The organism is Streptomyces sp. UNOC14_S4 (assembly GCF_020740835.1).
GTDB lineage: Bacteria > Actinomycetota > Actinomycetes > Streptomycetales > Streptomycetaceae > Streptomyces.
Window position 1 is genome coordinate 1 of the sequence record NZ_JAINFC010000541.1, and the last position, 4963, is coordinate 4963.

The window sequence follows — 4963 nt, forward strand, 5'->3', positions numbered from 1 at the left end:
AGCTGGCGCGGCGCTCGGGGCTGACCCCGCAGGCCGTCAGCAAGATCACGGCGCGGCTGCGGGCGGACGGGCTCGCGACGGACGCCGGGCGGCGCGCCTCCACGGGCGGCAAGCCGCCGACCGTGCTCCGGCTCGTCCCGGACGCGGCCCACGCGGTGGGCCTCCACCTGGACCGGGACGCCCTGACGGCGACACTCGTCGACCTCGCGGGCACGGAGGTGGCGACGCGGACGGCACCGCTGGCGTTCGGGGCGGGTGCGGACGGGGTGCTGGACGCGGTGGTACGGGAAGTGGGCGAGCTGGTCGGCACGGCCCCGTCGCTCGGCGTGGGGGTGGCCGTGCCCGGCCCGCTGGACCACCGGAGCGGAGTGCTGCACAAAGTGACGGGCTTCCCGCAGTGGGACGGGTTCCCCCTGCGGGACGCGCTGGCCGACCGGCTGGGCCTGCCGGTCGTCGTCGACAAGGACACGAACGCAGCCGCACTCGGCCTGCTGCCGCGCGCGGGCGCGGCGTCGTTCGCGTACCTGCACCTCGGTACGGGACTCGGCGCGGGCCTCGTCCTGAACGGCGGCGTGCACCGGGGGGCGCGGACGGGCGCCGGGGAGTTCGGGCACCAGGTACTCCAGCTCGACGGGCCGGTGTGCCCGTGCGGCGGGCGCGGCTGCGTCGAGGCGCTCTGCCTGGCCGCGGTCGCGGACGGCGACACGGCACGAGCCGCCCGGCTGCTGGGCGTCGGCGCCGCCAATCTCGTACGCCTGCTGGACGTCGACCTGATCCTGCTCGGCGGCCGCACGGTCCTCGCGGACCCCGCCGCGTATGTGACGGGAGTGGCCGGTGTGCTGGGCACCGCGCCTCCGGTGGCCGTCGCGCCAGGGGGCGCGCGAACGGTCGTGGAAGGCGCGGCGGAGCTGGTGCTGGCCCCGGTCTTCGGAGCGGGGCGCTCCTGAACGGTCAGCCGGCGAAGGGGGCAGACGTCGAGTGGGGTGCTCCACTGTCCGCCGATACCCACCGTCACGATGCGGGCTGCCGTCACGGTACGGCCCCGGCCGGATCCGGTGCCGGAGCCGGTGTCGGCTCCGGCGGGACGCGCAGGAGGGTGCGGTACGAGGCGGTGCCCGGGGGCTCGCCCACCGGGTGCCCCTCGGCCTCGACCCAGGCGTGGGCCGCGAAGGGCGGCGTGCGCACCCCGCTGCACCACGTGGGCCACGTGCCGCGCATCCGGCACAACAGGGCCGTCGCCAGCGAACGCTGGAGGCAGTACTTCCCCGCGCAGAGCGTGCTGCTTCCGGTCACATCGTCACGGGCACGCAATGCCTGTGCGGCGGTGGCCGGTACGGCGCCGCGGCGCAGGACGCCGAGGACGAAGACGATCCGGCGCGGGGCCAGGTGCGCGATCAGGCGCGCGGCGGTGACGGCGGCGTGCGCCGGGACACGGCGGCGCAGAGGCGTGCGGTGCGCGGGGGTGTCGAGGATCTGGCTCATCGTCCGGTCACGTCCCGCTTCTCCACCGGCTGTTCCGCCACGAGTCGTTCTTCCACCGCCCGTTCCTCCACTGTCCGTTCTTCGACCAGCCGGGCCGCGGTGAGGCGGCGGACCAGCGCCTCGACGTCCTCGGTGGCCCGCAGCTCGTCCACCGGCTGCGCCCGGGCGAGGCGCCGGGCGATGGCGGCCGGGGCCTGGCCGTCGAGGAGGGCGCGGAGGACGGCGGCACCGGTGGGGTTCAGCTGCCAGTACCGGCCGTTGCGGCCGTCGAGCAGGACGAGGGCCTCGTCGGTCTCGCAGGTGGTGACGTCACGGCGTAGACGAAGACTCACACGAGTGCTCCTTCAGATACGCGGGCCGGGGGTGATGGGCGAGGTCGCGCAGCCAGGTCTCGATCGTCAGCGTGGCCTCCACGGCCGGCCCGTGGCGGGCCGACAGCGTGTACGGGCCGAGCAGCGCGCGGCGCAGCCCGTCGGGCGTGACCAGCCCGGTGGCGGCCAGGCAGGAGTCGTCGCACCAGGCGGCCAGGAGACGCCGGTTGGCCTTCATGCCGTCGTGCCATTCGGTGGTCGGCCCGTCCTTCGTCGTACGGCGCAGGACCGTCTCGGGCACCACCCCCTGCATGGCCGCGACCAGCAGCGGCTTGTAGCGCCTCGGCGAGCTCGCCTCATGCGGGCGGACCCGCAGGCAGGCGTCGATGACCGCGTCGTCGCCGAACGGCGACGCGATGGGCATGCCCAGCAGGTGGGCGAACGGCGCGACGTTCCGCCCCGCCTGCCGCACCTGGTAGGCCCAGGCGTGCAGGCCACGCGTCGGGCCGAGCGGAAGCGCGTGCTCGGCCGCCTCGCGCAGCAGGTCCGCGGCCGTCCGCCGCGCCTGCGGAGTGGCCCACGGCGGCAGCCGCACGGACCGCCCCCAGCCCAGATCCGGCTCGGCGCCCGCGGTCCCGGGCAACCGGGCGAGGGCGTCCGCCTGTACCGACAGCCACCGGCGCAGCGGACTGCGGTCCAGCAGCGCGCGAGCGGTGGCGGTACGCGACCAGCGGCGCCGCGCCCGGTGTCCCACGAGCCGCGAGAGCGCTCGCAACGGCCGTCGCCCCACCATGTCGTGCAGATGGCACACGGGCGGGACGACCACCTGGTCACCGCCCTGCCCGGACAGACGGCAGCCGACCCCGTGGGCCCGCAACTCCCGCGTCACATGCTCCTGGGCGGCGAGATCGCGCAGCGGCCGCGGCTCGTCCCAGGCGTCCGGCCGCTGCTCCAGCCCGCTGAGGTAGCGCGGCAGGCAGCCGCTGGGATACGTCAGCCGCGTCGTCGACGCGGGCAGCCGGGCCGCCGCCAGCTCCGCGTAGCGCAGGTCCTCGTGGCCGGGCGCGTTCCAGTCCACGGTCACCGTGACCAGCCGGGCCCCCGCCTCCGCCGCCAGGAAGCACACGGACGTGGAGTCCATCCCCCCGGAGAGGTCGGCCCCCCAGAGCTCGCCGGGCCGCACGCGCACCGCCACCGCGTCGCGCAGCGCCTGCCGCAGCCCTGCCGCTCCCGCGGCGAACGGCACGGTGGTGTCGGGAGCCCGCCACCAGGGGGACGTACGCGCCGTGCCGTCCCGGTCCAGCCGCAGGGCATGCTCCGGCGGCACCGCCTGCACCCCCGTGAACACCGAGGCGGAGTCCAGCGGATACGGCGGTGCCGCCAGGGAGGCCATGCGCAGGGCGAGCTGCCGCGAGTCCGTCCTGGCCCCCGTGAGCCAGGCCAGGGTCCGCGCCCGGTCCGCGCCCACGGAGACCCCCTCGCACACCCCGTGGTAGAGCCGCCGCGCCGCCGACAGCGCGCCGCGCGCGTACACCTGCCCATCCAGCGAGGCGAGCAGGTGGAAGCTGCCCGCGCATCCGCTCACGGCGTTCTCCGCCGCGTTCTCCGCACCTGCTCTTCCGCGCATCGCGTCCGCCCGTGCGGCGAGTTGGGCAACCGTCAGCGCATGCTCACCGAGCACGGCGAGCCGTACTCCCCCGGCCTCGGCCAGCGTCGCCCGCTCCTCCGGCCAGCAGCCCACCAGCCACGGCCGCCCGGAGTCGTGCCGCACGACACGGCAGGCCAGGGGCCGGACGCGCTCGGCGACAGCGGACGCCGCCCAGCAGTCCGGAAGGACCACGAACCAGAACCCGCCGCAGGTCGCCCCCCTCAATCGCGCCAGCCCCCGTAGCCCTCGTCCACGTCGATCCCCTCCCCGTGGGTGAGCTCGGCATAGCCTCCGGCCTCGAACAGCTCGGGCGGCTGATAGACGTCGGACACCTCGACGCCCAGCGCCTCCTCGTCCTTCATATCCGCCCCGCCCTTCTCTGATCTGATCTGGTCTGCGCTGGTCTTCTCTGGTCTGCTCTGATCCGAACTCTGGGTTTCTGCAGTGGACTTCCGCTGGACACGGGCCATGGGGGACCTTGGGGAGACTTTCCCGGCATCACCGCCCTACGCCTCACATCCAGGAATGTCCTCCGAGCGAGTGAACTATCCGATTCATGAGGTCTGTGGAGGCGCGGCGCTACCGCAGGCCGCCGAGCGGAAGCGGGGGCGGAGCCTCGGAGACACAGAGCCTGCGGTAGCGGTGTGGTGGTGCGGTCAGATCCCGAACGGTGCCGCGTAGCGGACGACGCCGCTCGGGGGCGCCGGGTGGGACTCGTCCAGGGCCAGGACCATCAGGGCCTCGTCCGGGACGTCGAACGTCACGCCGATGCCGTACTCGGAGGCACGGGTGAAGCCGAAGCGGGGATAGTACGCCGGGTGCCCGAGGACGACCACATAGCGTTCGCCCTGCTCCTCGGCCGTGCTCAGTGCCGCTTCGATCGCCGCCGAGCCCGCGCCACCGCGCTGGTGATCGGGGCGTACGGCGACGGGGGCCAGGCACAGGGCCGGGGTGTCGCCGATGTGGCAGCGGGTCAGCAGCGCGTGGCCGATGATCTCGCCCGCGCTGTCGATGCTGACGAGGGAGAGGCCGTCGATCCAGGCGGCGGTGTCGGCGCGCAGGGCGTCGACGAGGTCGGCCTCGTCCGGCCGACCGAAGGCGGCGGTGACGATGTCGTGGATGGTGGGGATGTCCGCGGTGGTCTCGGCGCGGGTGATCCAGTGATTGCTCGTACGCATGACGGTATGGAGATCCGTTTCGTGGTGAGGTCGGTACAGGGGTTGTTTGCTTTGTCGCCCCGCGAGCTCACGCTCCCGGCGGGGCTGCAAATGCCTGGGTCAGACCGTCGCTCGGGACGTGAGGGCGGTCCGGGCGCTGCGCTTCGCAGTGGCCTTGTGCGCGGTCATCTGCCCCACCTCCCTTTCGTCCTCGTTGTGGATCAAGTGCGTACTTTTCGAACGTAACACGTGGGGGTGGCGGGGCTCCATTCGTTTTTCCGGTGGTCGTGTGCCGACTTTCCGTCTTGCTCGGGTACGGCCCGTGGGCCGGGGGTGGGGCCTGCGGGCGGGAACCTGAAACGCGG

General features: G+C 74.1%; 6 protein-coding genes. 1 reads left to right on the forward strand and 5 read right to left on the reverse strand.

What is annotated here, in order from left to right; genetic code table 11:
• Window positions 1–947 (forward strand): ROK family protein (locus K6I34_RS31515; protein WP_229331307.1); only part of this gene is annotated, 947 nt, incomplete at its 5' end.
• Window positions 948–1029: 82 nt separating this feature from the next.
• On the opposite strand, the gene K6I34_RS31520 is transcribed toward K6I34_RS31515, so the two are convergent.
• The 5 genes from K6I34_RS31520 to K6I34_RS31540 form a co-directional block, all read right to left on the reverse strand.
• On the reverse strand, window positions 1030–1482 hold the full coding sequence (locus K6I34_RS31520) for a lasso peptide biosynthesis B2 protein (protein WP_229331309.1): 453 nt from the start codon (window positions 1480–1482) through the stop codon (window positions 1030–1032).
• Window positions 1479–1814, reverse strand: coding sequence for a lasso peptide biosynthesis PqqD family chaperone (locus tag K6I34_RS38740; RefSeq protein ID WP_308294080.1), 336 nt, complete (start codon window positions 1812–1814; stop codon window positions 1479–1481). Before K6I34_RS38740 ends, K6I34_RS31520 begins: the two co-directional genes overlap by 4 nt.
• Window positions 1792–3633 carry an asparagine synthase-related protein gene (locus K6I34_RS31530; protein WP_229331311.1) on the reverse strand — a complete coding sequence of 614 codons (1842 nt, stop codon included), beginning with the start codon at window positions 3631–3633 and terminating at the stop codon, window positions 1792–1794. Before K6I34_RS31530 ends, K6I34_RS38740 begins: the two co-directional genes overlap by 23 nt.
• Before the next feature lie 29 nt (window positions 3634–3662).
• Window positions 3663–3803: a lasso RiPP family leader peptide-containing protein gene (locus tag K6I34_RS31535; protein WP_229331313.1), complete on the reverse strand. Its 141-nt coding sequence runs from the start codon at window positions 3801–3803 to the stop codon at window positions 3663–3665.
• A 294-nt stretch (window positions 3804–4097) separates the two neighbouring features.
• Window positions 4098–4619, reverse strand: coding sequence for a GNAT family N-acetyltransferase (locus tag K6I34_RS31540; RefSeq protein WP_229331314.1), 522 nt, complete (start codon window positions 4617–4619; stop codon window positions 4098–4100).
• Window positions 4620–4963: the final 344 nt, after the last annotated feature.

Excerpts from the sequence above, each read along its gene's own strand:
- K6I34_RS31520 (WP_229331309.1), bottom strand. The coding sequence starts at position 1,482 with ATGAGCCAGATCCTCGACACCCCCGCGCACCGCACGCCTCTGCGCCGC.
- K6I34_RS31535 (WP_229331313.1), bottom strand. The coding sequence starts at position 3,803 with ATGAAGGACGAGGAGGCGCTGGGCGTCGAGGTGTCCGACGTCTATCAG.
- K6I34_RS31540 (WP_229331314.1), bottom strand. The coding sequence starts at position 4,619 with ATGCGTACGAGCAATCACTGGATCACCCGCGCCGAGACCACCGCGGAC.